The organism is Stenotrophomonas sp. TWI1149, assembly GCF_039673155.1.
Taxonomy (GTDB): Bacteria; Pseudomonadota; Gammaproteobacteria; order Xanthomonadales; family Xanthomonadaceae; genus Stenotrophomonas; species Stenotrophomonas maltophilia_AA.
On sequence record NZ_JBDJLB010000008.1, the window covers coordinates 57082 to 78965 of the forward strand.

A 21884-nucleotide genomic window follows, 5' to 3' on the forward strand; every position below is an offset into this window, starting at 1 on the left:
AAACCTTCGAACCTCCAGCCAACGCCTTGCCGGCAGTTCCATCGGTCGAGCGGTCATGGGCAGCAGTGCGTCACCTGGCGCGACGCTCACACGCCAGCCTCTATCCAGCGCTGGCCATCGACCTGGAGGCGATCATCCGATCCAACCGATTGCCCGCTCCCGCCGTGGTCGATTCCCGAAGATCCAGCGTCGTGAACGAGCTGGATTTTCCTCCTGCCTTGGAGCGCGGCGGCGGCCTGCTTTTGAACGTCTGAATCACAGCTCTAAGCTTTTAAAAACTGTATATAAATCTAAAGCTAGGTGGTGGTGGTAGGGCCAGATTTGGTTGAAAAGTAGGTTAAGTGTTTGGTTTGAAAGGGAAATATGGCCTCGAAACCCCCGGTAAAACAGGGTCTAAGCCTGGGGGTGATCCTGTGGATATCTTTCAAGCCCCTACTAGGGGTGCTTTTTATCCACAGATTGCCCATGGGTTGTGCATAAGTCATACATGGGGGGTGTGGACAGTCTCGTTTGGGTCTGCGTGGAACCCGTTCGATTCTGGACAACCGTATCCACCTCCGTCTCTGAGACTTCAAAGAAATGGGCTGTTGGCTGAGATCGAACCGTCCTGACGCGTGGAAATCAGCGCGAATTTCTTGAAATCTGCAGGGCCTCCCTGCTGCGCACGCCTCAGATTTGGAGAAATTCAGCGGGTTTACGCGTCGTGATCACGCTCATCCAGTGACATGTTCCACGTGGCGCACCGCATATGCCCAACTCGGCCTGGGCGGCGGTACCGCAGCGACCGGTCTCTCGTGGTGGCTCGCGCCCTCGGATGGATGCCTTTGGGGGCCGGATGCCTTTTAGGCCCAGACGTCCTGCACGAAGAGTCGACATCTCCACCGCGGTCCACTCTGCCGCGGAGCGGTGTCCCACGAGGAACCAGGGCAATGCAGTAAGCTGATCGATTCCCCCTACCCGTCTGCCGCCCCGTGCGGCGTTGATCGTCCGCATGCACATTCGCCGTCTGTCCCTGCACCAGGTCCGCCGCTTCGACACCGTCGAACTGGCGCCGAAACCGGGCATCAATCTGATCACCGGTGACAATGGCGCCGGCAAGACCAGTGTCCTGGAGGCGCTGCATGTCATGGCGTATGGCCGCAGTTTCCGCGGACGGGTGCGGGATGGCCTGGTACGTCAGGGGCGGGAGGCGCTGGATGTGTTCGTCGAATGGGACGAGCAGCGCGAAGGCGCCGATACACCGACCCGTCGAAAGGCGGGGCTTCGCCACAGCGGCCAGGAGTGGAAAGGGCGGCTGGACGGGGAAGACGTCGCCCAGCTGGGCACGCTGTGTGCAGCACTGGCCGTGGTGACCTTCGAACCTGGCAGCCACGCCCTGGTCAGTGGCGGCGGTGAGCCCCGCCGGCGGTTCCTCGATTGGGGCTTGTTCCACGTGGAACCAGACTTCATGTGGCTGTGGCGGCGGTACTCACGGGCCCTGAAGCAGCGCAATGCCCTGCTCAAGCAGGGCGGGCACCCGCATGCCCTGGATGCATGGGATCGGGAGCTGGCCGAAGCGGGCGAGCCACTGACGACCCGCCGCCAGCACTACCTGGAGCGGCTGCAGGAGCGGACCGTGGAACTGGCCTCCGTACTGGCGCCCAATCTGGGCATCCAGTCGTTGAACCTCAGCCCTGGCTGGCGCAAACAGGAGTTGTCCCTTTCTGACGCCCTGCTCCTGGCCCGCGAGCGCGACCGGATGGCCGGCTACACCTCGGTGGGTCCGCACCGGGCCGACTGGAGCGTCGTGTTCGAGACCATCCCCGGGCGGGATGCGCTTTCGCGCGGACAGGCCAAACTGACCGCCCTCACCTGCCTGCTGGCCCAGGCCGAGGACTACGCGGAACAGCGCGGGGAATGGCCGGTCATCGCGCTGGACGATCTTTCTTCCGAACTGGATCGCCACCACCAGGCGCGGGTGCTGGAGCGGTTGAAGGCGGGCCCGGCGCAGATCTTCATCACCGCCACCGAAGTCCCGGCGGCCCTGGTGGACGCACCGGATATCACCCGGTTCCACGTGGAACATGGACAGGTCCAGCCTGTGCCATAGTGGTCCCCCCAGGGGCCACGGTGCCCGGCTGGTATAATTGCTGTTGCAACCCCTTATTACCCGGCGCCCCGCCTCACCGCGGCGGCCCGACCTGCGGAGCCTACGGCAAGCGCAATGACTGAAGAACAGAACATCCCCGCAAACAGCGGCAACTACGACGCCAACAGCATCACCGCCCTGGAAGGCCTCGAGGCTGTCCGCAAGCGTCCTGGTATGTACATCGGCGACGTCCATGACGGCACCGGTCTGCACCACATGGTGTTCGAGGTTGTCGACAACTCCATCGACGAAGCCTTGGCCGGTCACGCGGACAATGTCTCGGTCATCATCCATGCCGATGGCTCGGTCTCGGTGTCGGACAACGGCCGTGGCATCCCGACCGGCAAGCACGAGCAGATGAGCAAGAAGCTCGACCGCGAAGTCTCCGCGGCCGAAGTCGTGATGACGGTCCTGCATGCCGGCGGCAAGTTCGACGACAACAGCTACAAGGTTTCAGGCGGCCTGCACGGCGTCGGCGTCAGCGTGGTCAACGCGCTGTCCCAGAGGCTGCTGCTCGATATCTACCAGGGCGGCTTCCACTACCAGCAGGAATTCGCGGACGGTGCAGCGGTCAACTCGCTGAAGCAGGTCGAAGCCAGCAGCAAGCGCGGCACCACCCTGCGCTTCTGGCCGTCGGTGAAGGCGTTCCACGACAACGTGGAGTTCCACTACGACATCCTGGCCCGCCGCCTGCGCGAACTGTCCTTCCTCAATTCCGGCGTCAAGATCGTGCTGGTCGACGAGCGCGGCGATGGCCGCCGTGACGACTTCCATTACGAAGGCGGCATCCGCAGCTTCGTGGAGCATCTGGCGCAGTTGAAGACGCCGCTGCACCCGAACGTGATCTCGGTGACGGGCGAGTCCAACGGCATCGTCGTGGACGTGGCGCTGCAGTGGACCGATTCCTACCAGGAAACGATGTACTGCTTCACCAACAACATTCCGCAGAAGGACGGCGGTACCCACCTGGCCGGCTTCCGCGGTGCGCTGACCCGCGTGCTCAACAACTACATCGAGCAGAACGGCATCGCCAAGCAGGCCAAGATCAACCTGACCGGCGATGACATGCGCGAAGGCATGATCGCGGTCCTGTCGGTGAAGGTGCCGGACCCGAGCTTCTCCAGCCAGACCAAGGAAAAGCTGGTCAGCTCGGACGTGCGCCCGGCCGTGGAAAGTGCCTTCGGCCAGCGCCTGGAAGAGTTCCTGCAGGAAAACCCGAACGAAGCCAAGGCGATCGCCGGCAAGATCGTGGACGCCGCGCGTGCCCGTGAAGCGGCGCGCAAAGCGCGCGATCTGACCCGCCGCAAGGGCGCGCTGGATATCGCCGGCCTGCCGGGCAAGCTGGCTGACTGCCAGGAAAAGGATCCGGCGCTGTCCGAACTGTTCATCGTCGAGGGTGACTCGGCAGGTGGCTCGGCCAAGCAGGGCCGCAACCGCAAGAACCAGGCGGTGCTGCCGCTGCGCGGCAAGATCCTCAACGTGGAACGCGCGCGCTTCGACCGCATGCTGGCCTCGGATCAGGTCGGTACGCTGATCACCGCGCTGGGCACCGGCATCGGCCGGGACGAATACAACCCGGACAAGCTGCGCTACCACCGCATCATCATCATGACCGACGCCGACGTCGACGGCGCGCACATCCGTACGCTGCTGTTGACGTTCTTCTACCGTCAGATGCCGGAGCTGATCGAGCGCGGCCACATCTACATCGGCCTGCCGCCGCTGTACAAGATCAAGCAGGGCAAGCAGGAGCTGTACCTGAAGGACGACCCGGCACTGGACGCGTACCTGGCCAGCAGCGCGGTGGAAAACGCCTCGCTGATTCCGGCCGAAAGCGAACCGGGCATCGAAGGCGTGGCCCTGGAGAAGCTGCTGCTCTCCTATGCCTCGGCCCAGGAAACCATTGCGCGCAACGGCCATCGCTATGACCGCCAGGTGCTCGAAGCGCTCATCGATTTCACCCCGATGGATCTGGAACACCTGCGCAGGGCCGGTGCCGACGAAGGCCTGGCCGCGCTGGCGACCCGCCTCAACCAGGGCAGCCTCGGCTCGCCGCGCTACACGCTGGAACTGCAGGAACCCACCGACGAGCGTCCGGCCGCTGTGCTGGTCACGCGTCGCCACATGGGCGAACAGATGATCCAGGTGTTGCCGCTGGCCGCGTTCGAAACCGGCGAACTGCGTGCCCTGCACCAGTCCTCGCTGCTGCTGCATGGCCTGGTCCGCACCGGAGCCAAGATCAGCCGCGGCGCCAAGTCGGCCGAGGTGGCCAGCTTCGCGGAAGCGCGCAACTGGCTGCTGGACGAGGCGAAGAAGGGCCGCCAGATCCAGCGATTCAAGGGTCTGGGTGAAATGAATCCCGAGCAGCTGTGGGACACCACGGTCAATCCCGATACCCGTCGCCTGCTCCAGGTGCGCATCGAGGATGCCGTGGCTGCCGACCAGATCTTCAGCACGCTGATGGGCGACGTGGTCGAACCGCGCCGCGACTTCATCGAAGACAATGCGCTGAAGGTCGCCAACCTGGATATCTGACACAATCGGGGACGGGCCGGCCGGGTGCGACCTGCACCCTGGCCGGCCATCGCTCCCCGATGCCAGGAATCCGATGTCCGCAACCACCCCGGCGTCCATGACGCCTCCGCTGCCCCCCGTCGTCCCCTCTTCACCGCGCGCGCCAGGTTCTCCGCTCGCGGGGTTCTTCATCGATCTGGGCATCGGCGCAGCGGTCCTGCTGTCGCTGAGCCTGATCGGCGGGCTGATCTGGGGGTTGTATCGCGGCGCGATCGTGGGTTACCAAGCCGCCCGCGACGGCGCGGATGCGTCCGCCGTGGCGGATCTGGCCCAACAGCTGGGCCAACCGGGTGCACTTGCCCAGATCCTGATGGCACTGGGCGCCACCGGTGGCGCGGCGCTGGTGCTGTACTTCTTCCGTCGCCGGGCCACGCCCGCCGAACGTGCACTGTCCTTCCAGGCCGCGCGTCGCCCCTCGACATGGGGTTGGACGTTGCTGGTCGCCACCGCTGTGATCATCGGCAGCAACCTGATCGCCTGGCTGGCCAAACAGGCCGGCATCGAGCCGGTGCCCACCAATCTTGCGCTGATGGAACAGGCGGTCACGCGCTTCCCGTGGTTCCTCGCTCTGTTTGCCGTCGTACTCGCGCCGGCTTACGAAGAGCTGCTGTTCCGCCGTGTCCTGTTCGGTCGCCTGTGGCAGGCCGGCCGCCCGGTGCTGGGCATCGTCCTGAGCAGCCTGGCCTTCGCCCTCGTGCATGAAATCCCCGGCACCAGTGCCAACGGCCCGTGGGAAATCGCCCAGCTGTGGCTCGTCTACGGCAGCATGGGCGCGGCCTTCGCCTGGTTGTACCAGCGCACCGGTACCCTCTGGGCCCCGATCGCCGCACATGGGTTGAACAACGGCATCGCGCTGGTGGCGCTGATGTTCCTGGGCATCCAATGATCGATGCGCGGCTTGACGAAAATTTACGTCGCCGCGTTCCACACTGCGCACATGAACACGGGGGATCGCATATGAAACCAGTGCTGTTGGGAATTGCCATCGCCATGCTGGTGAGCGCGTGCGCCACCACGACGTCGCCGACCGGCCGCCGCCAGATGGTCGGCGGGGTGTCGCAGGCCGAACTGGACCAGCTCGGCGCGCAGGCGTTCACCGAAACCAAGTCCAAAGGCACGCTCAGCAAGGATCCGAAGCAGACGGCCTACGTGCAGTGCGTGGTGAACGCGCTGGTCGCCCAGCTGCCCCAACAGTACCGTGGCGTACGGTGGGAAACAGCGCTGATGGTCGACAAGGAACCCAATGCATTCGCCCTGCCCGGCGGCAAGGTCGGGGTCAACACCGGCATCTTCACCGTCGCCAGGAACCAGGATCAGCTGGCCGCGGTGATCGGCCACGAGATCGGGCACGTCATCTCGCGCCACCACGAAGAACGCATCACCCGGCAGATGGGCGCGCAGACCGGCCTGTCGGTGCTCGGTGCGCTCGCGGGCGCGGCGTACGGTGAGGGAGCGGCCAGCACGGTCAACCAGCTCGGCGGCGCTGGTGCCCAGGCAGCCTTCCTGCTGCCGGGGTCGCGCACCCAGGAAAGCGAGGCCGATATCGTCGGCCAGCGGCTGATGGCCGAGGCCGGTTTCAACCCGGCGCAGGCGGTCGATCTGTGGCAGAACATGATGGCGGCCAGTGGCGGCCGGTCACCGCAGTGGCTGTCCACCCACCCCGATCCGGCCAACCGCATCCGCGAATTGCAGCGAGACGCGCCGTCCCTGAGTGGTGTATACCAACAGGCCCAGGCGGCCGGACGGCGGCCGAAGTGCGGTTGACGCTCCCTTATACGACCAAAAGATGCTGTATTGCAGCATCGGAAACGATTTCTCACGCCATCAGTTTCTGATACGTTTGGCGGCTCAGATTTTTCTGACAGTCCGTTTTGATGCCGCTGCGGCGGTTCGATCGAGGTGAAAGATGATTTTCAGCAACCACAAGCAAGCCGTCCTTTCCGTCCTCATCGCGACCGCTGTAAGTGGCGCCATGATCACCGATGCCTTTGCCCAGGCCCGCTCGTCCGAGCGCGGTGCCCGCGGTGGGAAGAAGCAGGCCAAGGCCGAAGTGCTCTACCCGAACGCAACCCGCCAGGAGCCGGAGCAGAAGTCCTCGGCCAAGGTCGGCCCGAAGCTGCAGAAGCTGATTGACAGCTACAACGATCAGAAGTTCCCGGAAACCCGCGCGCAGGCCGAAGAAATCCTGGCCAACCCGGCCGCGAACAACTACGACAAGTCGCTCGCCGCGCAGCTGGCCTCGCAGGCCGCCTACCAGCTCGACGACAGCGCCGCCGCCAAGAAGTACCTCGAGCAGGTGCTGCAGCTCGGTGGGCTGGACAACAACGGCCACTACCAGTCGATGCTGATGCTCGGCCAGCTGCAGCTGCAGGACGACCAGACCAACGAAGGCCTGGCCACGCTGGACAAGTATTTCGCCGAGACCAAGTCGAACAAGCCCGAAGAGCTGATCGCCAAGGGCCAGGCACTGTACCAGGCCGAGCGTTACGCCGAGGCCATCCCGGTGCTGCAGCAGGCCATCGCCGGCTCGCCGGAGCCGAAGGACAGCTGGAACCAGCTGCTGATGGCTGCCATGGCCGAAGGCGGCCAGACCGGTGAAGCGGTCAAGCAGGCCGAGGCCCTCGCCGCCAAGAACCCGAACGACAAGAAAGCCCAGCTGAACCTGGCCAGCATGTACATGCAGGCCGACCAGATGGACAAGGCCGGCGCCGTGATGGGCAAGCTCTACAGCGCCGGCCAGCTGACCGACGAGCGCGAGTACAAGCAGCTGTACTCGATCTACGCCAACAGCGAGAACAAAGAAAAGGAACTCATTGCCGTTATCAATGATGGCCTGCAGAAAAACATCCTGAAGCCGGATTATCAGGTATACCTGGCACTGGCCCAGGCGTACTACTACTCCGACCCGCAGCAGACGGACAAGGCGATCGAGGCGTGGCAGAAGGCTGCCCCGCTTTCCAAGGACGGCGAGACCTACCTGAATCTGGCACGCGTGCTGCATTCGGAAGGTCGCATTCCGGAGGCCAAGCAGGCCGCCCAGCAAGCGCTGGCGAAGGGTGTGAAGAACCAGGCGGATGCCAAGAAAATCATCAACCTGAAGTAAGTAGGAATAACGCCTGAATGCCTGCAGAAGTGATGCGCAGGCGCTCAGGATTGGTATAAGCTTGGAGGTTCCTGCGGTGTCATGCACCGCTGATCATGGGCTACCTGTCCCCGGGTATCCCGGCCCCACTAATGAGCTCTTGGCGCATGACGGAACAACTAGTCGTTCACAGGTACGAACAACGCGATGACACCGGCCTCTCCTGGCCGCGTATCGTGGGTATCGCTTTTGTAATCGCACTGCATCTCGCCGCCTTCATGATGCTTCTGATCCCGGCTGTGGCTCCCAAGGCCGTGGCGGAGAAAGAACGCAACATCATGGTGACCCTGGTCGACGCTCCGCCGCCGCCCCCACCGCCGCCGCCGCCGCCGCCGCCGGATGACACCCCGCCGCCGCCGGTCAAGAACCTGTCGCCGCCGAAGCCGTCCCCGGTTCCGCCGCCGCCGCAGGCTCCTGTGGTCGATATCCCGGACCCGCGTCCGACCGACATCGTCACGCCGCCTTCGCCGCCGTCGCCGCCGCAGCCCCCGAGCACCATCGAGGCAAGCGTCGACATCTCGTCGAAGAACATGAACCCCCCGCGTTACCCGCCGGCAGCGTTCCGTGCTGGTATCCAGGGTGAAGTCATCCTGATCATTGACGTCGATGCCAATGGCAACGTCACCAATGTGTCGGTCGAGAAGTCCAGCCGTAACCGTGACCTCGATCGCGCCGCCATGGACGCAGCTCGCAAGTGGAGCTTCCGTTCCGCGGAATCGGGCGGGAAGAAGGTCGCAGGTCGCGTTCGCGTCCCGGTCAACTTTGCGCTGAACTGATAGTGGCCGGTGGCCCGCCGGCCACCGCCTCTAGCGGTTATTTCTAGCAATACCCTTTATCACCACACACAACAAAGGTAAGCGTCATGCTGCAGGAACTTTTCATCGCCGCTGCTGCCGGGGGCAACTCCAACGCCCTGTCGCAGATGGGCTTCGAGCACCTGATCCACGAGATGACCACCCAGCCGGGTGACTTCGCTGTCTCCTGGGTCGTGCTGCTGACCCTCATCATCATGTCGGCCATGTCCTGGTACTGGACCGTCATCAACATCTTCCGCGCTGCCCGTCTGAAGGCCGCCGCTGACAAGGTCACCAGCCTGTTCTGGGATACCCCGAACGCGCAGGACGCCATCCGTGCGATGGAAGAACAGCCGGCTTCGGAGCCCTTCTCCAAGATCGCTCTGGACGCTGCACAGGCTGCTGCGCACCACCAGCGTTCGGAAGGCGGCACCTCGGGTGGCCTGGGTGAAAACCTGAGCCGTTCGGAGTTCGTCGATCGCGCCCTGCGTCAGGCCGTGACCCGCGAAAGCAACAACCTGCAGTCGGGCATGACCCTGCTGGCCACCGTCGGCGCAACCGCTCCGTTCGTGGGTCTGCTCGGTACCGTGTGGGGCATCTACGGCGCGCTGATCAAGATCGGTGCCACCGGTTCCGCCTCGATCGACGCCGTTGCCGGCCCGGTGGGTGAAGCACTGATCATGACCGCCATCGGTCTGTTCGTGGCTATCCCGGCCGTGTTCGCCTTCAACTTCTTCAGCAAGATCAACAGCGCCACGATCAGCAAGTTCGATACGTTCGCTCACGACCTGCACGACTTCTTCGCCACCGGTTCGCGCGTTCGCTAATAGCGACGCGCGTCACCCAGCGAGAACGTAGTCAACACGATCTAGACGGAGCCCGTTATGGCTTTCAGTAGTGGTAACAGCGGCGGCCCCATGGCCGACATCAACGTTACGCCCCTCGTGGACGTGATGCTGGTGCTGCTGATCATCTTCATCATCACGGCGCCCCTGATGTCCCACAAGGTCAAGGTGGATCTGCCTGAGGCCAACCTGGTGCAGAATCCGGAAGACGCTGAAAAGCGGGCGAGCCCGATCACCTTGGCAGTCAAGGAAGACGGCTCGATCTACTGGAACGACGAGGAAATCGACAAGCAGACGCTCGAGTCTCGCTTGGCGACCGCCGCCCAGCAGACCCCGCAGCCGCCCCTCAACCTGCGTGGTGACCGCACCACCAAGATGCGCGTCATCAACGAGATGACGAAGATCGCGCAGGAACAGGGCATGCTCGACGTGGGCTTCGTCGCCACCAAAGAGAAGGGGCAGTAAGCCATGGCATTCAGTACTGGTGGTAGCCGCGGCCCCATGGCCGACATCAACGTCACGCCCCTCGTGGACGTGATGCTGGTGCTGCTGATCATCTTCATCGTCACCGCGCCGATCATGACGTACCCGATCGCCGTTGACCTGCCGCAGCGCGTGCTCAACCCACCGCCGGTGACTGTCGAACCGCCGCCGCCGATCGAGCTGAAGGTGGACGCCAGCAACCAGGTGTCGTGGAACAACAGCCCCGTGGCTGTGGGCGAACTGCAGCAGCGCATGGAGCAGGAAGTCCAGCGTGATCCGACCAACCAGCCGGAACTGCGCATCGATGCCAGCCCGGACTCCGAGTACGACGTGATGGCCAAGGTGTTGGCTGCCGCGAAGAATGCTCAGATGAAGAAGATCGGCTTCGTGCAGCAGTAATACGCAAGACGCAGTCATGACGCGACTGGAAAACGCCCCTGGAAACAGGGGCGTTTTTTTTGTGCCGCCGACCGTGGATACGCGCCAGCGGCACGCCGCCCGCTATCATCCGGCCATGCTCGCAACCTTCGACGTCTTCGGGGACTGGCTCGACGCCATCCCCCACCTGCGCCCCCTGATGGTGGCGGCCTACATTCTCTATCTGCTGTGGCTGATCGGTTGGATCATGCTGCAGAAACGCGAGCCGGTCGCCACGCTGAGCTGGATCCTCTCGCTGGCCGCCCTGCCCTATCTGGGCCTCTTCATCTATTACCTGCTCGGCCCGCAGAAGGTGAAACGGCAGCGCCTGCGCCGTGGCCGTTCGCGCTCGGGCATGGAGCACTACAGCAGCGTCTGCCCCCCCGATGCGGACTGCACGGAGCTGGCCAAGATCGCCCAGGCCACCACCGGTCTGTCGCCGAGCTCGGCCACCGAAGTGGAGTGGCTGGTCGATGGTGCGGCCACCTACAGCGCGCTGCTCGCCGCAGTGGCCACGGCCAAGGACCATCTGCATCTGGAGTACTACATCTTCAACCCGGACCACGCCGGCACCGCGCTGCGCGATGCGCTGACCGAGCGTGCGGCGGCCGGCGTACGCGTGCGCCTGCTGCTGGATGCGGTCGGCTCGTCGTCCCTCCGCAAGCGCTTCCTGCAGCCGCTGCTGGATGCCGGTGCCGAAGTGGTCTGGTTCCATCCGCGCCAGCTGCTCAAGCCGTTCAAGCGGCCGTGGTTGAATCTGCGCACGCACCGCAAGCTGGTGATCATCGACGGCCTGCAGGCGTTCACCGGTGGCATCAACATCACCGATGAGGAAGACGAGAGCGTCCGCGCGGATGCGTATCGCGACCTGCACATGCGGCTGCGGGGCCACGTGGTGCGCAGCCTGCAGCTGGTCTTCATCGAGGACTGGATCTACGCCACCGGCCAGGAGCCGGCGCGCTTCAACATCGCCCAGCTGTGGCCGGAGACGATGCCCAGCCGCAGCGAGGGCAGCATCAATGCGCAGGTGCTGGTGTCCGGTCCGGATTCGTCGTGGGAGACCATCCATCGCCTGCATGTCGCGGCGATCCACGAAGCGAAGGAGCGGGTCTGGCTGGTGACGCCCTACTTCGTCCCGGGCGAAGCCGCACGCATGGCACTGACCTCGGCCGCGCTCGGTGGGTTGGACGTGCGTCTGCTGGTGCCCAAGATGAGCGACTCCTGGTTCGTCACCCAGGCCGCGCGTTCCTACTTCGACGAGCTGCTGCAGGCAGGCGTCAAGATCTACGAGTATGGCCCGCGCATGCTGCACACGAAGGCGTTCATCGCCGATGACGACGTCTGCATCGTCGGCAGTGCCAACTTCGATCACCGCAGTTTCCGGCTCAACTTCGAGCTCTCGATGATGATCAGCGATACCGGCCGGGTAGCCGCGCTGGCCGAGATCCTGCTTGCCGAGTACAGCAGCGCGTCGCCGGTGCGCAACGACCGCCAGCGCTCGCTGTGGCGGCACCGCGTCCCGGAGGCGTTCGCGCGGCTGGCCTCGCCGCTGCTGTAGCCGCTGCTCCCCGTGGAACCGCACCGGGCGCCAGCGCTACACTGGCCCGGTCAATCGGGGAGAACGACATGTACTGGCTCTTTCTGCTGTTCGCGCTGGCCTGTTTCGGCATGGCGCTCAAGACCCCCCACATGGGGCTGATGGCGCTGTCGCTGCTGGGCACCCTGGTGTTCCTGCTGGCGTGGGTCCGCGGCCTCTACGTGGCCCGCTTCGGTGATGTGCAGCCCACCCGTGCGGCCATCACCGATCCCAACGAACTCCGTCGGCTGCGGGAGCTCGCCCTCCAGGCGCGCACCCCGACCGCTCAGGGTGAATCCGACCCCTCGTAGTGCCATGACCCAACTCAGCGTCAACGTGAACAAGATCGCCGTCCTGCGCAACTCGCGCGGCGGTGCGGACCCGGACGTGCTGCAGGCCGCCCGTGCCTGCCTGGACGCCGGCGCGCACGGCATCACCGTGCACCCGCGTCCGGACCGTCGCCACATCCACGCCGAGGACGTGCTGGCGCTGTCCGCGTTGACGACCGAGCGCGGCGTGGAGTTCAACATCGAGGGCAACCCGTTCGCGCCCCCGCGTGAGGGCTATCCCGGGCTGCTGCCGCTGTGCGCGCAGACCCGCCCCGCCCAGGCCACTCTGGTGCCCGATGGCGACGGCCAGCTCACTTCCGACCACGGCGTCGATTTCGGCCGTGATGCGCAGCGCCTGCGCCCGCTGATTGCCGAGTTGAAGACGTACGGCTGCCGGGTCAGCCTGTTCGTGGACGCCGGCAATCCCGACATCGCCCAGGCCGCGGTGATCGGTGCCGACCGCGTGGAGCTCTACACCGGCCCCTACGCCGAGGCGCATGCCGCCGGCGACGCCACGGCCATGCTGGCGCTGTTCGCGGATGCGGCCCGCCGCGCGCAGGCGGTCGGCCTGGGCGTCAACGCCGGGCACGACCTGTCGCAGGACAACCTGGCGGCGTTCCTGCAGGCGGTGCCCGACGTGCTGGAGGTCTCCATTGGCCACGCCCTGATCAGCGAAGCCCTGTACGCCGGGCTGGATGCCACGGTGAAGGGATATCTGCGGCTGCTCTGATGCGGCGCGCATCGCCGCCGCGTAAGGCGCCCCGCATCCGGTAGGAGCCGACCGTTGGTCGGCTCAGCCGCCTGGTGACATGGCACGCCAGCCACCCGCCCTGCCCCTGTGGATAATTTTGGGGATCAAATCGGTCCCCACCCCCGGCGACCCTTGCACGGCGCGGGTTTCACTTCCAATTGCCTCTGTGGTTAGTAATACTACTAACCATGGAAATCTCCTGTCTCCGCCGTTCCGACGCCACGACGTCTCATTCCCTGAGACCTCGCGGCGATAGCCTTTGACCATGGGTATTGCGATCAAAGGCCGGGGCTCCAGCACGCATCTGGCGGGCCGTTTCGAGGTCACCGTCAGCGAAGCGATGGACGACGGCTGGGCGCCGGACGAGAGCGAGGAGTTCGCCGCGCCGCGCCTGCGCACCGAAGTGCGCGCCGAAACCGCGCGCAGCATCATCAGCCGCAACAAGTCGCCGGATGTCGGCTTCAGCCAGTCGGTCAATCCCTATCGAGGCTGCGAGCATGGCTGTTCGTACTGCTTCGCCCGGCCCTCGCACGCCTATCTCAATCTGTCGCCCGGGCTGGACTTCGAGACCAAGCTGTTCGCCAAGACCAACGCGCCGCAGCTGCTGCGCAAGGAGTTCTCACGGCCCGGGTACGTGCCGCAGCCGATCGCGCTGGGCATCAATACCGATGCCTACCAGCCGATCGAGCGCAAGCTCAAACTGACCCGCCAGCTGATCGAGGTGATGCTGGAGACCCAGCACCCGTTCTCGCTGATCACCAAGAACGCGCTGGTCGAGCGTGACATCGACCTGCTCGCACCGCTGGCGGAAAAGCAGTTGGTCAGCGTGCATTTCTCGGTGACCTCGCTGGATCCGCACCTGTCCGCCCGGCTGGAACCGCGTGCGTCGGCCCCGCATGCACGGCTGCGCGCGATGCGTCGCCTGAGCGATGCCGGCATCCCGGTCGGGGTGATGGTCGCGCCGGTGATCCCGTGGATCAACGATGCCGAACTGGAAGCCGTGCTCGAGGCTGCCCGCGACGCCGGTGCGTCCACGGCCGGCTACGTGCTGCTGCGCCTGCCGCTGGAAGTGGCACCGTTGTTCCGCGATTGGCTCGACACCCACCATCCGGACCGCGCCACGCACGTGATGAGCACCATCAACCAGCTGCGCGGCGGCAAGGACTACAACAGCCAGTTCGGCACGCGCATGCGCGGTGAAGGCGTGTACGCGGATCTGCTGTCCAACCGCTTCAAGCTGGCCCGCAAGCGCCTGGGCTTCGACGCGCAGAACAGCCACTGGCCGAAACTGGACTGCACCCGCTTCCTGCGGCCGCTGCCGCCGCGGGTGGACTCACCCCAAGGCTCGCTGTTCTGACCCGCGCCCCGATGGACTTTGGGACGCGTCCGCCCAACAATCGGGCCAGGCACCGCGCCGCGGTGGTCTGACGTCCACATCGGACATTCAGGGGGAACCACATGTCATCGGCAGCCACCTCGGCCGCGTCCAACGCGGCCAGCATCGCGATCAATGCCGCCATCACCGCAGCGGTGCAGCAGCAGCGCGACGCGTTGATCGCACACTTCACCGGCCATCAGGCACTGTCTCCACAGAGCGCGATCGCGGCGGACAGCATCGACCATGCACTCCATGCGCCACTGAAGTACTACCGCGACAATGGCGTCATCCGCGACGCGGGCGCTGATCGTCTCTATCTGGATCTGGACGTGCTGGCCGGGTTGAAGGCGAAAGCGAAGCGCACCGGGCGCAATGTGCTGATCACGGTGATGGTATTGGCCGTGCTGGTTGCAGCCGTAGTGGTGGTGCTGGCGACGTGGTAGCGCATGGGTCGCCCGTGTCACGCGGTGCCTGTGACTGCAAGGAGATCGCGTCGGGATGAAATGGATTCATCGACTTGGGATCGCCTTCCTGTGGATGCTCCCAGTGAACTTCGTGGTACTTACGGGGCTGAAAATTGCCTACCGTGTTCCTCTAGGCGAACAGGAGCTGGTCGGGTTGTCGTTGGCGATCCTTGGAACCGTGGGAGCGACGGTTTCGACTCGCCGAGGCCGCGTGAGTCGTTCCGATACGGCCGCTGATCGATGACACGGGATAGAGCGAAACTTTGCTCAATCGGCAAGCATTTGAACGGATAGAGTGGAGGCGTTGATCGACACGTTGAACTCAAGCCAAGGAGGAGGCACATGCTGGACCATCACCGGAGGATGGTGAATCTCGTGGTATTCGTCCTGATCACGATTGGGACGGGAGTGAATGCTTTCTGCAGGATTGCAGACGGAAAATTTACCGGCGTGCACCAGTACGCGCTGGCTTTCTTTGGCGTGTTCACTCTATTCCTGAGTGTCGTCACCGTCATGACGATGCTGCGTAAAGATGATTGAACGCGGCAAGAGGCGAGCACCAGCCAGGGCGCTCAATTCCCGCCAAACAATTTCTGCGCACTCTGGAAAAGAATCCAGCTCGTCGCAATGAACTTGTCCCCACCCTGCGGCCGGTTGCCCCGATGCGTATGGGTGAACGCGGTCGGTGCGATCAACAGGCTGCCCGTGCGCGGCGCGACCTTGCGGCCCTGGAACAGGAACTCGGTTTCGCCGGCGTCGAAATCGTCGTTGAGGTAGAGCGTCCACAACAGGTGGCGGTGCAGCGTTTCGCCGGCCGGATCGCGCGGATACAGCTCGCAGTGCCAGTACGGATAGCCGCCCTCGCCCGCTGCATACCATTGCAGATTGATGGTACCCGGGCGCAGGCAGGTGCGGGCCAGATCGGACAACGCGGCGTCGTCCATGTCGGGGAAATCCTCGGCCGCCAACCGGCGCGGCTGGCCCTGGCTGTCCTGGATCTGCAACATCAACGGCGAGATCAGGGCCTGTGGATAACGGCGTAGATAAGTCAGCAAACCCTTGAAAACCGCCTGCTGCAGCACCGCTTCGGCCTGCCGCCATTCGGGGCGCCCGCTGATGCGAAGATCCTTGCTGTGCTTGAGTTCCGGGAACACGCCGCTGCCCACTTCGCCCGGCTGCAACTGCGCACTGGATCGCATCTGGGCCCGCAGGGCCGCGCAGACCTCGTTGGGGACGGCGTTGTGGATTACTTCGATGAAATCGAGCGGCGCGTCGGCAGTCATGGGGTCGTCCGTGGGCACGAGTGGCCGATGGTGACCGCTGCCGTGGCCGATGTCACGCCGTTCCCACGTAACAACAAGGCTGACCGATCGGCCAGCCCTGTGTAGGAAATCAACCCGCCGCGCTGTCGTGTTCGCGGTGGTAACGGGTGGCTTCTTCCACCTCGTTGCGCGAGCCGAGGAACACCGGCACGCGCTGGTGCAACTGGTCGGGCTGGATGTCGAGGATGCGCTCGCGGCCGGTGGTGGCGGCGCCGCCGGCCTGCTCGACCAGCAGGCCCATCGGGTTGGCTTCGTACATCAGGCGCAGCTTGCCGGCCTTGGATGGATCCTTCGTGTCCCACGGATAGATGAAGATGCCGCCGCGGGTCAGGATGCGGTGCACGTCGGCCACCATGCTGGCGATCCAGCGCATGTTGAAGTTCTTGCCGCGCGCGCCTTCCTTGCCGGCCAGCAGGTCCTGCACGTAGCCCTGCATCGGGGTTTCCCAATGCCGCTGGTTGGACATGTTGATCGCGAATTCCTGGGTGTCCGCCGGGATCTGCATGTCCGGCGTGGTCAGCACGAACTCGCCTTTCTCGCGGTCCAGGGTGAATGCATGCGTGCCGTGGCCGACGGTGAGCACCATCTGCGTGCTCGGCCCATAGATGCAGTAGCCAGCCGCGACCTGCGCGGTGCCCGGCTGCAGGAAGCTGGCATCGTCGGGCTGCTCGGTGCCCGGCGGGCAGCGCAGCACCGAGAAGATGGTGCCGACCGAGACGTTGACGTCGATGTTGGAGCTGCCATCGAGGGGATCGAACAGCAGCAGGAAGTCACCGCGCGGGTAGGTGTCGGGCACCGGCTGGCAGTGATCCATCTCTTCCGAGGCGCAGGCGGCCAGGTGGCCGCCCCAGGCGTTGGCTTCCAGCAGGATCTCGTTGCTGATCACGTCCAGCTTCTTCTGCGCCTCGCCCTGCACGTTGCCGGTACCGGCTTCGCCGAGCACACCGCCCAGCGCGCCCTTGCTGACCGCGATGGAGATGCTGGTGCAGGCGCGGGCGACGACAGCGATCAGCTGGCGCAGATCGGCGTTGATGCGGCCGGCATGTTGCTCTTCGATCAGATAGCGGGTCAGCGACGTCTGGGACATGGAATCATGCGGCCTTCAGAGGAGAAGCGCCTATTGTCGCCCTTCGCCGGAGCCATTACGAGGCGCGCGCGGCGCCACATGGCAGAACGGCCGCGCAGGGCGGCCGTTCTGCTTCACAGGGGCGATACTGCTCAGCCCTTGCTGACGGTCGCCACGGCCTTGGCCACGTACTCCAGGTTGCCCTGGTTGAGTGCGGCCACGCAGATGCGGCCGGTGCCGACGGCGTAGATCGCGAACTCGTCGCGCAGGCGATCCACCTGGGCGCGGCTCAGGCCCGAGTACGAGAACATGCCGGCCTGGTCGTTGATGAAGGCGTACTCCGGCGCGCCGGCGGCGACCAGGTTCTCCACCAGGCCATGGCGCAGGGCGTGGATGCGCTCACGCATCTCGGTCAGTTCCGCTTCCCACACCTGGCGCAGCTCGACGCTGTTGAGCACGCCGGACACCAGTGCCGCACCGTGGTTGGACGGGCTGGAGTAGATCGTGCGGATGATGCGCTTGACCTGCGACTGCACGGCCTTGGCCGCGTTCGCGTCCGGGGCGACCACCGACAGTGCGCCAATGCGCTCGCCATACAGCGAGAACGACTTGGAGTACGAGTTGGCGACCACGAAGCTGTCGATGCCGGCCTCGGCGATGATGCGCACGGCGGCGCCGTCTTCGCTGATGCCCTTGTCGAAGCCCTGGTAGGCCATGTCGATGAACGGGAACAGCTGGCGGTCCTTCAACAGCTCGGCCACCTGCTTCCACTGCGCGACGGTGAGGTCGGCACCGGTCGGGTTGTGGCAGCACGCGTGCAGCAGCACCACGGTGCCCGGCTGCAGCTTGCCGAGGTCGGCGAGCATGCCGTCGAAGTCCACGCCATGCGTGGCGGCATCGAAGTAGGTGTAATCGACCACGTCGAAGCCGGCCGCGCCGAACACCGCGCGATGGTTTTCCCAGCTCGGGTTGCTGATCGCGATGGTGGCGTGCGGCAGCAGCTTGTGCAGCAGGTCCGCGCCGACGCGCAGCGCACCGCTGCCGCCGATGGTCTGCGAGGTGGCCACGCGGCCGGCGGCCAGCAGCGGCGAATCCTTGCCGAAGACCAGCTCACGGGTGGCCTGGTTGTAGGCCGGCAGGCCGTCGATCGGCAGGTAGCCGCGCGGTTTGGCGTCATTGGCCAGCTGCTGTTCGATCGTGTTCACGGCGCGGAGCAGCGGGATGCGGCCGCTCTCGTCGTAATAGATGCCCACGCCCAGGTTGACCTTGATCGGGCGGCTGTCGGCGTTGTAAGCCTCGGTCAGGCCCAGGATCGGGTCGCCTGGGACCAGTTCCACATTTGCAAAGAAGGACACGGCGGTACTCATTCGGATGACGGAAGGGGGAGGGTGGCGCGACGCGGATTTGGCGGCAGAATCAGCCAAAACCGACCCATCGTAACAAAGCCCCGCCGAGGGCGCCGAGGCCGTCGTCACGTCCGCTTCCGTACCATGGCGTGCGGCACGCCCATTCACCGAGGATCCCGCCCCGCATGCTCCGTCTTACCCCGCTGGCCCGCCACTGTGCGCTGGCCTCGGCCGTGTTGCTGCCATCGCTGGCGCAGGCCCAGAACACCCCCGCCCCGCCCGCGCCGGTCGAGCGGCTGCCCACCGTGCAGGTCCAGGCCGCGCGCGTGGCACAGGTGGCCGATATAGACCTGCCGGCCTCGCTGACTACGGTCTGGGTGGACGAGGACCGTACCGGGCCGCTGGCCCAGCTCTCCGAGGCGCTCAACGGCATTCCCGGGGTGGTTGCCCGCGATCGTCAGAACTACGCGCAGGACACCCAGCTCTCGATCCGCGGCTTCGGCGCGCGCTCGACCTTCGGCGTGCGCGGCGTGCGGGTGCTGGTGGACGGTGTACCGGCCACCATGCCCGACGGCCAGGGCCAGCTCTCCCACGCCAGCCTGCTCTCGGCGCAGCGCGTGGAAGTGCTGCGCGGTCCGTTCTCGGCGCTGTACGGCAACTCCTCCGGCGGCGTGGTCCAGGTCTGGAGCGCGGACGGCGCCGAAGGCGACCCATGGCGCCTGCGGGTGGATACCGGCAGCGACAACACCGTGAGCGCCGGCGCCCAGCTGCGCGGCGTGCAGGGGCCGATCCGCTACAACGTGGCCGCCAACCACTTCCGCACCGATGGCTGGCGCGATCACAGCCAGGCCCGGCGCGAGTCGGTCAACGCCCGGCTCGGCACGGATGTCGGTGGCGGCCAGCTGGATCTGGTGCTGAACTACTTCGATGCGCCCGACGCGCAGGATCCGCTCGGCCTGACCCGCGCCCAGGTGCGCGAGAACCCGCGCCAGGCCACCGCGGTGGCCACCCAGTACAACACCCGCAAATCCGTGCGCCAGGCCCAGGCCGGGCTGGTGTTCACCCGAACGGAAGGCGCGCAGACGTTGCGTGCGATGGGCTATGCCGGTCAGCGCAGCGTGGAGCAATACCTGGCGATCCCGCCGGGGCCGCAGGCCAACCCGCTGCATGCCGGCGGGGTGATCGACCTGGACGGGGCCTACGGCGGTGTCGACGCGCGCTGGGCCTGGCGCGGCGACTGGGTCGGGCGCCCGCTGGACGTGGTGATCGGCGCCAATGCCGACCGTCAGCAGCAGGATCGCAACGGTTACGAGAACTTCGTGGGCGACCAGGTGGGCATCAAGGGCCGCCTGCGCCGTGACCAGAGCGACCGGGTCGAGAACGTGGACCAGTTCGCGCAGGCGTGGTGGCAGTGGGCGCCACGCTGGTCGTTGCTGCTCGGTGTGCGCCACAGCACGGTCCGCTTCCGTTCCAACGACCACTACATCACCGCCGGAAATCCGGACGACAGCGGCTCACGGCGTTACGAGGCGACCACACCGGTGGCCGGGGTAGTGTTCCGCGCCAGCGATGCGTGGCGGCTGTACGCCTCGGCAGGGCGTGGCTTCGAGACCCCCACCTTCAACGAGCTGGGTTATCGCGCCGATGGCCAGGCCGGGCTGGCGCTGGATCTCTCGGCGGCCCGCAGCCGCAACCTGGAAGTCGGCAGCAAATGGCATGGGCAGCGTGGCGCGCAGGTCGAGGCCGCGCTGTTCCGCGCCGATACCGATGACGAGCTGGCCGTGGCCAGCAACAGCGGCGGCCGCAGCACGTACCGCAACATCGGCCGCACCCGCCGCCAGGGCGCGGAGGCCAGTGTCGTGCAGCCGCTCGGCGCGCAGGCGGATCTGTCGCTGGCCTACACCTGGATCGAGGCCACCGTACGCGACCCGTATGCGCTGTGCGCGGCCACGGGCTGCAACACGGTGACGGCCGGCTCACGCCTGCCGGGCGTGCCCAGGCAGCAGTGGAACGCGCGGGTGCAGTACCGGCCGGGCCCGTGGCAGTGGGCGGCCGAGGTCGTGGCCTCCAGCGACACCGTGGTCAACGACCTGGCCACCGACAGCGCACCGGGCTACGCGCTGCTGAATCTGGAACTGTCGCGGCGCTGGACCACCGCGCAGGGCACGCTGCGGGCCTTCGCGCGGATCGACAATGCGCTGGACCAGCGTTACATCGGCTCGGTGATCGTCAACGACGGCAACCAGCGCTTCTTCGAACCGGGCCCGGACCGCCGCTACAACGTGGGGCTGCAGTGGCAGTGGGCGCCGTGACCTAACGGGGCGGCTTGGCCGGCACGAACGGTGAGGTCGGGTCGCTCGCCGGGAAGGTCTCTTCCAGCGCCTCGTCCTGGTTGTCGCTGGCGTGTTCCTTGCGCTGGCGGCGCTGGTATTCATCTTCGCGGCGGTGATGACCGGCCGGGCCCTTCTCACCGGCGGCCGAATCCTTGCGGTCGCGCGGGACGGGGTCCGGGGTGACCGCCACCGGCAGGTGATCGGGTGTGTCGTCGGGCACGGACATGCCGGCGCCGCGGTCTTCGGCGTCCTGGTTGTCATGTTTGGCGCGCTGCTCGCCGGGGACCGGGGCGGTGGCGTCGCGCAGGGGATCGCGTGGCATGGGAGTTCTCCAGTAACGGTGCGCTCCACTACAGCGCGCGGCGGGTGAAGTCGCCGCGAATCCCGTCGCAGCAACGAATCTGTCACGGCTGGATAACGGCGGCGGGTCTATTCCTGCCTGCCCCACCGCTGTCGGAGTCGTGTCATGCCCCGCCTGGACCGCCGTGCCGCACCCGCGTTGTTCAACGCCTACCTGCAGCCGGAACGGAGCGGGCGCCGTGCGCGCCGCGACCGCGCCGAGGACGCGCAGGCGATCGCACAGGACTACCTGCAGTACATGCGCAGCGACTACGAGCAGCGCCGCAGCCATGGCCGGCGTAGCTGGCGCGACCTCTACCCGGCCTATGCCTTCGCGCTGACCACGCATTACGCCGATTGGCCGCGCGGCGCCGACGACACCGATGGCGAGTTGGCCGAGCACTGGGAGCAGATGCGCGGCCAATCCCGGCTGGGCTGGCCGCAGGCGCGGGCGGTGGTCGAGGATGCCTGGCTGGCGCTGGACCACATGCCGGCGGCGGCGGTGCACGGCCTGCTGCAGTAGCAGTGCCGTGCAGCCGGCCTGCACAGGCCGGACACGGGCGTTTCACGTGCCGCGCGGTACAGCTGCCCTCCCTG

At 65.8% G+C, this 21884-nt stretch carries 21 protein-coding genes; 17 read left to right on the plus strand and 4 right to left on the minus strand.

Annotation, left to right across the window (positions count from 1 at the left end):
- Positions 1-991 precede the first annotated feature (991 nt).
- From recF to ABE424_RS10770, 15 genes are all read left to right on the plus strand, one after another.
- Positions 992-2089, plus strand: coding sequence for a DNA replication/repair protein RecF (recF, locus tag ABE424_RS10700; RefSeq protein ID WP_346491416.1), 1098 nt, complete (start codon positions 992-994; stop codon positions 2087-2089).
- A 114-nt stretch (positions 2090-2203) separates the two neighbouring features.
- Positions 2204-4663: a DNA topoisomerase (ATP-hydrolyzing) subunit B gene (gene gyrB / locus ABE424_RS10705; protein ID WP_346491417.1), complete on the plus strand. Its 2460-nt coding sequence runs from the start codon at positions 2204-2206 to the stop codon at positions 4661-4663.
- 73 nt (positions 4664-4736) lie between these two features.
- Positions 4737-5588: a CPBP family intramembrane glutamic endopeptidase gene (locus tag ABE424_RS10710; RefSeq protein ID WP_346491418.1), complete on the plus strand. Its 852-nt coding sequence runs from the start codon at positions 4737-4739 to the stop codon at positions 5586-5588.
- 71 nt (positions 5589-5659) lie between these two features.
- Complete coding sequence (locus ABE424_RS10715; protein ID WP_346491419.1) at positions 5660-6466, plus strand: M48 family metallopeptidase; 807 nt, start codon at positions 5660-5662, stop codon at positions 6464-6466.
- A gap of 142 nt (positions 6467-6608) precedes the next feature.
- Positions 6609-7805, plus strand: a complete 1197-nt coding sequence (locus ABE424_RS10720; RefSeq protein WP_319214325.1) for a tetratricopeptide repeat protein — start codon at positions 6609-6611, stop codon at positions 7803-7805.
- A 257-nt stretch (positions 7806-8062) separates the two neighbouring features.
- Complete coding sequence (locus tag ABE424_RS10725; protein ID WP_172407616.1) at positions 8063-8620, plus strand: energy transducer TonB; 558 nt, start codon at positions 8063-8065, stop codon at positions 8618-8620.
- A gap of 86 nt (positions 8621-8706) precedes the next feature.
- The gene (exbB, locus tag ABE424_RS10730; protein ID WP_176990752.1) at positions 8707-9465 is read left to right on the plus strand and encodes a TonB-system energizer ExbB; all 759 of its coding nucleotides are present in this window, start codon (positions 8707-8709) and stop codon (positions 9463-9465) included.
- A 57-nt stretch (positions 9466-9522) separates the two neighbouring features.
- Positions 9523-9948: a biopolymer transporter ExbD gene (locus ABE424_RS10735; RefSeq protein WP_176990753.1), complete on the plus strand. Its 426-nt coding sequence runs from the start codon at positions 9523-9525 to the stop codon at positions 9946-9948.
- Positions 9949-9951: 3 nt separating this feature from the next.
- Positions 9952-10365: a biopolymer transporter ExbD gene (locus tag ABE424_RS10740; protein ID WP_176990754.1), complete on the plus strand. Its 414-nt coding sequence runs from the start codon at positions 9952-9954 to the stop codon at positions 10363-10365.
- Positions 10366-10480: 115 nt separating this feature from the next.
- On the plus strand, positions 10481-11941 hold the full coding sequence (cls, locus tag ABE424_RS10745; protein WP_176990755.1) for a cardiolipin synthase: 1461 nt from the start codon (positions 10481-10483) through the stop codon (positions 11939-11941).
- Between the two features lie 68 nt (positions 11942-12009).
- Positions 12010-12270, plus strand: a complete 261-nt coding sequence (locus ABE424_RS10750; RefSeq protein ID WP_019184059.1) for a hypothetical protein — start codon at positions 12010-12012, stop codon at positions 12268-12270.
- 4 nt (positions 12271-12274) lie between these two features.
- Positions 12275-13018, plus strand: coding sequence for a pyridoxine 5'-phosphate synthase (locus tag ABE424_RS10755; protein WP_346491420.1), 744 nt, complete (start codon positions 12275-12277; stop codon positions 13016-13018).
- A gap of 286 nt (positions 13019-13304) precedes the next feature.
- On the plus strand, positions 13305-14396 hold the full coding sequence (locus ABE424_RS10760) for a PA0069 family radical SAM protein (RefSeq protein WP_176990757.1): 1092 nt from the start codon (positions 13305-13307) through the stop codon (positions 14394-14396).
- A 101-nt stretch (positions 14397-14497) separates the two neighbouring features.
- A complete protein-coding gene (locus ABE424_RS10765) occupies positions 14498-14860 on the plus strand; it encodes a hypothetical protein (RefSeq protein WP_346491421.1) in 363 nt (120 codons plus the stop codon).
- Between the two features lie 363 nt (positions 14861-15223).
- Entirely contained in the window at positions 15224-15421 is a 198-nt protein-coding gene (locus ABE424_RS10770; RefSeq protein WP_346491422.1) for a hypothetical protein, read from the plus strand.
- Between the two features lie 32 nt (positions 15422-15453).
- On the opposite strand, the gene ABE424_RS10775 is transcribed toward ABE424_RS10770, so the two are convergent.
- The 3 genes from ABE424_RS10775 to ABE424_RS10785 form a co-directional block, all read right to left on the minus strand.
- Positions 15454-16164, minus strand: a complete 711-nt coding sequence (locus tag ABE424_RS10775; protein WP_346491423.1) for a 2OG-Fe(II) oxygenase — start codon at positions 16162-16164, stop codon at positions 15454-15456.
- 109 nt (positions 16165-16273) lie between these two features.
- Positions 16274-17290 (minus strand): class 1 fructose-bisphosphatase, encoded by a 1017-nt coding sequence (locus ABE424_RS10780; RefSeq protein WP_346491424.1) that lies wholly within the window; start codon positions 17288-17290, stop codon positions 16274-16276.
- A gap of 131 nt (positions 17291-17421) precedes the next feature.
- On the minus strand, positions 17422-18624 hold the full coding sequence (locus tag ABE424_RS10785; RefSeq protein ID WP_346478976.1) for an amino acid aminotransferase: 1203 nt from the start codon (positions 18622-18624) through the stop codon (positions 17422-17424).
- A gap of 176 nt (positions 18625-18800) precedes the next feature.
- Between ABE424_RS10785 and ABE424_RS10790 the strand changes: the two genes are divergently transcribed.
- The gene (locus tag ABE424_RS10790; RefSeq protein WP_346491425.1) at positions 18801-20927 is read left to right on the plus strand and encodes a TonB-dependent receptor; all 2127 of its coding nucleotides are present in this window, start codon (positions 18801-18803) and stop codon (positions 20925-20927) included.
- Position 20928: 1 nt separating this feature from the next.
- Here the strand turns inward: ABE424_RS10790 and ABE424_RS10795 are convergent, their stop codons facing one another.
- The gene (locus ABE424_RS10795) at positions 20929-21270 is read right to left on the minus strand and encodes a hypothetical protein (RefSeq protein ID WP_179460643.1); all 342 of its coding nucleotides are present in this window, start codon (positions 21268-21270) and stop codon (positions 20929-20931) included.
- Positions 21271-21414: 144 nt separating this feature from the next.
- On the opposite strand from ABE424_RS10795, the gene ABE424_RS10800 reads away from it, so the two are divergent.
- The gene (locus ABE424_RS10800) at positions 21415-21810 is read left to right on the plus strand and encodes a hypothetical protein (RefSeq protein ID WP_176990764.1); all 396 of its coding nucleotides are present in this window, start codon (positions 21415-21417) and stop codon (positions 21808-21810) included.
- The last annotated feature ends 74 nt before the right edge of the window (positions 21811-21884 follow it).

What these genes read in the sequence shown, in the direction of transcription:
- recF (WP_346491416.1), top strand. Translation starts at nt 992, where the DNA reads ATGCACATTCGCCGTCTGTCCCTGCACCAGGTCCGCCGCTTCGACACC.
- gyrB (WP_346491417.1), top strand. Translation starts at nt 2,204, where the DNA reads ATGACTGAAGAACAGAACATCCCCGCAAACAGCGGCAACTACGACGCC.
- ABE424_RS10710 (WP_346491418.1), top strand. Translation starts at nt 4,737, where the DNA reads ATGTCCGCAACCACCCCGGCGTCCATGACGCCTCCGCTGCCCCCCGTC.
- ABE424_RS10715 (WP_346491419.1), top strand. Translation starts at nt 5,660, where the DNA reads ATGAAACCAGTGCTGTTGGGAATTGCCATCGCCATGCTGGTGAGCGCG.
- ABE424_RS10720 (WP_319214325.1), top strand. Translation starts at nt 6,609, where the DNA reads ATGATTTTCAGCAACCACAAGCAAGCCGTCCTTTCCGTCCTCATCGCG.
- ABE424_RS10725 (WP_172407616.1), top strand. Translation starts at nt 8,063, where the DNA reads ATGATGCTTCTGATCCCGGCTGTGGCTCCCAAGGCCGTGGCGGAGAAA.
- exbB (WP_176990752.1), top strand. Translation starts at nt 8,707, where the DNA reads ATGCTGCAGGAACTTTTCATCGCCGCTGCTGCCGGGGGCAACTCCAAC.
- ABE424_RS10735 (WP_176990753.1), top strand. Translation starts at nt 9,523, where the DNA reads ATGGCTTTCAGTAGTGGTAACAGCGGCGGCCCCATGGCCGACATCAAC.
- ABE424_RS10740 (WP_176990754.1), top strand. Translation starts at nt 9,952, where the DNA reads ATGGCATTCAGTACTGGTGGTAGCCGCGGCCCCATGGCCGACATCAAC.
- cls (WP_176990755.1), top strand. Translation starts at nt 10,481, where the DNA reads ATGCTCGCAACCTTCGACGTCTTCGGGGACTGGCTCGACGCCATCCCC.
- ABE424_RS10750 (WP_019184059.1), top strand. Translation starts at nt 12,010, where the DNA reads ATGTACTGGCTCTTTCTGCTGTTCGCGCTGGCCTGTTTCGGCATGGCG.
- ABE424_RS10755 (WP_346491420.1), top strand. Translation starts at nt 12,275, where the DNA reads ATGACCCAACTCAGCGTCAACGTGAACAAGATCGCCGTCCTGCGCAAC.
- ABE424_RS10760 (WP_176990757.1), top strand. Translation starts at nt 13,305, where the DNA reads ATGGGTATTGCGATCAAAGGCCGGGGCTCCAGCACGCATCTGGCGGGC.
- ABE424_RS10765 (WP_346491421.1), top strand. Translation starts at nt 14,498, where the DNA reads ATGTCATCGGCAGCCACCTCGGCCGCGTCCAACGCGGCCAGCATCGCG.
- ABE424_RS10770 (WP_346491422.1), top strand. Translation starts at nt 15,224, where the DNA reads ATGCTGGACCATCACCGGAGGATGGTGAATCTCGTGGTATTCGTCCTG.
- ABE424_RS10775 (WP_346491423.1), bottom strand. Translation starts at nt 16,164, where the DNA reads ATGACTGCCGACGCGCCGCTCGATTTCATCGAAGTAATCCACAACGCC.
- ABE424_RS10780 (WP_346491424.1), bottom strand. Translation starts at nt 17,290, where the DNA reads ATGTCCCAGACGTCGCTGACCCGCTATCTGATCGAAGAGCAACATGCC.
- ABE424_RS10790 (WP_346491425.1), top strand. Translation starts at nt 18,801, where the DNA reads ATGCTCCGTCTTACCCCGCTGGCCCGCCACTGTGCGCTGGCCTCGGCC.
- ABE424_RS10795 (WP_179460643.1), bottom strand. Translation starts at nt 21,270, where the DNA reads ATGCCACGCGATCCCCTGCGCGACGCCACCGCCCCGGTCCCCGGCGAG.
- ABE424_RS10800 (WP_176990764.1), top strand. Translation starts at nt 21,415, where the DNA reads ATGCCCCGCCTGGACCGCCGTGCCGCACCCGCGTTGTTCAACGCCTAC.